This is a genomic window from Prevotella sp. P5-64 (genome assembly GCF_002251285.1).
Classification (GTDB): domain Bacteria; phylum Bacteroidota; class Bacteroidia; order Bacteroidales; family Bacteroidaceae; genus Prevotella.
In genome coordinates this window covers 1-3629 of sequence record NZ_NPJK01000012.1, presented here as the reverse complement: position 1 = coordinate 3629, position 3629 = coordinate 1, and the positions used below count along the sequence as shown (strand labels likewise).

Annotated in this window: 2 protein-coding genes and 2 pseudogenes; 2 read left to right on the top strand and 2 right to left on the bottom strand. The window is 38.5% G+C overall.

From position 1 onward, the window contains the following. Positions 1-143: pseudogene (locus CIK87_RS13900) on the bottom strand (IS1380 family transposase); the annotation flags it as partial. Between the two features lie 149 nt (positions 144-292). On the opposite strand from CIK87_RS13900, the gene CIK87_RS03085 reads away from it, so the two are divergent. Both CIK87_RS03085 and CIK87_RS03080 read left to right on the top strand, forming a co-directional pair. Continuing rightward, positions 293-2611, top strand: coding sequence for a carboxypeptidase-like regulatory domain-containing protein (locus CIK87_RS03085; protein WP_044064959.1), 2319 nt, complete (start codon positions 293-295; stop codon positions 2609-2611). Positions 2612-2789: 178 nt separating this feature from the next. After that, complete coding sequence (locus CIK87_RS03080) at positions 2790-3353, top strand: RteC domain-containing protein (protein WP_052484764.1); 564 nt, start codon at positions 2790-2792, stop codon at positions 3351-3353. Between the two features lie 134 nt (positions 3354-3487). On the opposite strand, the pseudogene CIK87_RS13895 reads toward CIK87_RS03080, so the two are convergent. Further along, positions 3488-3629 (bottom strand): annotated as a pseudogene (locus tag CIK87_RS13895) (IS1380 family transposase); the annotation flags it as partial.

The following is a 3629-nucleotide window of genomic DNA, read 5'->3' as shown; positions in this document are numbered from 1 at the left end:
CTTTTCGTTGAACTGATATCCGAAGATACTGCTGCATCTCTGACCCAGTGTTGAGTCGATAACGGGTGAAAGCATGGAGTCAAATTTCTCCATGATTGAAAAATTCCTCCAAAAGGTGTGAGTTTTTCGAATTTTATTTGCACCTTTGCAGCGCCTTGTTACGATTTTCGCTTGTTTTCTAATTGCAACACTAAGATAAGTGAAAAATCTGACACGGCAAAATCCTAGGCAACTTATTGTTGCTCAGGAACTTATAAATAAAGTTAAATTATAGTGTTGCGGAATTAAGGGTATGGACTTTAATAAAGCTCGATTATTATATCTTATCGTATTTTTCCTGTATTCCGGCCTAAGTGTGTCCGGACAATCGATTCATGTTTCAGGAAGAGTACTTCAACAAAATACGCAAACACCTGTTGAGTTTGCTAATGTCGTTCTATTCAAACAAGATTCAGTCTTTCTGAAAGGAACAACGACAGACACTATCGGAAGATTTGAATTTGAAAATCTTCCCACAGATAATTATGTGCTGTCAGTATCCTGTTTAGGATTTGAAACAAAGCGGATTTTGATACAGAATCTGACGGAATCAGCACAAATAGATGTGTATTTGAATGAAAATGTTTTGTTACTTGGGGAAGTGGTGATTTCTGCTTCTTCCACAATAAACAAGATTAACCAACGGATTGTGTTCCCGACAAAATTGCAAATCAGCCATTCTGCCAACGGAATGCAATTGCTGAATACAATGATGCTTCCCGGCTTGAACATCAATCCGATGCTGAATACGATTTCATCATCCGACGGCGGGAAAGTCATTTTGCAGATTAACGGCGTAAATACCACGCCGGAAGAAATTCAGACCTTGCAACCCCGCCAAATCAAGCGGATAGAATATTCGGATTATGCAGGTATCCGATACGGACATGCTTCCAAAGTTATCAACTACGTGGTAGTAAGGGATGATAAAGGCGGTGTTGTTGGTGTGGATTTGATGAACTCGCTGAATATCCTTGCAGGGGGCGATGTTTTCTTTGCCAAATTCAACAAAGGAAAATCGGAATATGCTTTGAACTACACCGCAACGTTTCAACGCATCAACACGAATAACAGAAATCGCACAGGTAGTTATCAGTTTGAAAATTCATCCCCTATATTGAGGGAAGAAATCAGTGCCGGAGGTGATTATTCGTACCAAATGCATGATTTTTCGCTGACATACAACTATCAGCAGAGCGATTCGGCTTTTTTCAATGCCAAGTTGAAATATAATCTGAGCAATCAGCCTCACAACGATTTCAACAGTTTTCTAAAAGAGAATGGCACGGACAAAGGGTTGATTTTTGACGGAAGTCAGCAAAAAATTAATGTTCCTACCATCGACTTGTATTACCAGTATGGTTTACCCAAAAATCAGAAAATATATGCTAATGTGGTGGGGAGTTATGCGAACGCAGCATCTTCGCGGAATTACTGCGAATACAACGATGTTGATACTCTTTTCAGCGAACGTTCGGAACTGTTTTCCGATAAATATTCACTGATTGCCGAAGGCATATACGAAAAAGGATTTGCCCATGGAAATTTGAAATTCGGGATAAAACATATTCAGTCGTTTACAGAGCAGACAATTAATCAGGGCGAGGAATTCAAATCGGATTTGAATCAGGCGGAATCGTCGGTTTTTGCAGAGTGGTTTTATAGTAAGGGCAAATTCAGCTATAGCTTGGGACTTCGCCTGAATCGCCTGCATTTTTCCAATGTATCTGTTACCAAAAGCTATTACCATTTCTTACCCAAAGCGATGGTTGGCTATCGGTTCAGTGATAATTCTTTTATCCGGTATGATGCGGAGATGAGTCAAACGAATCCAACCCTGATGGAGTTGGCCGACACGGAAATCCGTCTTGACTCGTATCTTGCCGAGAAAGGGAATCTGTTGCTTCAACCGTACCTGAATCTGAATAATAATTTATATTACGAAAACAGAAAAGGGTTGTTCGCTTTCAATGCAAGCCTGCATCATCACTACAAACACAATCCTATCATGGAATCGAAAAGAGAACATGGAAATGTGTTCCTGACAATGCCCGAAAACATGAAAGATTGGAATAAGTATAATGCGGAGATAACATTGAAAGTAGGGATGATAAAAAACTTCCTGCAATTTTCGGTTACAGGAGGCTTCAACCACTTTGACAGTCGTGGGAACAACTATTCGCATACCCATTCTAATTTTTATTACAGGGCAGATGTTTTGGCAATGTATAAGAAATGGATGCTGATAGGCCAGCTACAGCCTTTTGACGAAAGGTTATACGGCGAAACCGTCATAAAGGATGGTAATTATCACTACTTGGCTATCCGGTACAATGCGACTAATTTTTCTTTTGGCATAGGTGCGTTCAATCCGTTTAAGAATGTTTCCCGAACCATTATGGAAAACAAAAATGCACAAGCGCCTTTCCGAAGAGAAAGTTTTAGCGATGCATCCCGAATTCTCGTTGCCACGCTCACTTGGAATTTTAATTTCGGAAAAACTCATCTTGTCGGTACTAAATCGCTGAATAATCAGGATACCGACTACGGAATCAAAGGAAGTTATAAGTAAGATTAGGTGTTGATTTCAACAAATTCTGTATTATGTATTTCTGGCAAATCTATCACTAATTATCTTTCAGCGACATGTTGTTGCTTCGCGTTCACTGAATCCTATCGGAATTCAGTGAACGCCTTTGTGTGTCGTCAACTGACGATATCATCCTTTTTTTTACTCAAAATCAATAAAAATGAAAGATAAGATAAAAAACATTGCAGAAAAATTAGAACATCAAATCAGGATGCATGAACTCGATTTAAATGACAGGATTAAAGATATTCCTCAAATAATATTGCTGTTGGAACAGGGGTTCTCGGAATTGAAAGAAATAGTTTCGTTTTATAAGTTCAAAAGTGAAATGGATGAAATATTCTTTTTCAAGATAATAAAACCCAAGTTTTTTAGTAAACTAATCTATTACAGGAAAGTGTATAACATCGAAATGATGCGCCCCAACGGACAAGATTGTGTGCTGAAAAATTATTTCATCAATGAACTGAATCAGTTAGAGAATTTCTACAATAAGAACATTGATTTCTATAAATACTACCGTTCGGGAAGTACGCATTTGGATAAGTACTTTTTTCTGAGAGGAAAACAAGATATTCAAATGACAATGGAAACATTTTATTTTGAAAGAGACCCTAATTTTTCTACGATTTGCGATTTTAAAGTTGCAAAAATAGTAGCAAACGAAATGTTGCGAATTTATCTGAATCCTAAAATCCGCAACTATCATCCAATACACGATTAAGGGTAGATTTATGAGTCGTTAGTAGCAGCTTTCAGTAAAAAGCAACAGCACAACATCAATATGTAGCCACCATCCCCTTACCCCACGATGCGACTTGAGGTAATACGCAGATTCAAACCGGAAAGAAAGGATTCTTATCCGAATTCTGTTTTGAAGGGTTTTGCATAAGCTCGGTTCTCTGTGTAGATATTCAGCACGTATTGCCTTGCAGTCATGATCCACTTGGCAGGTACGGAGATGAATCTGAAGACAAAAGCCTTTATGCGACTCGTTTTC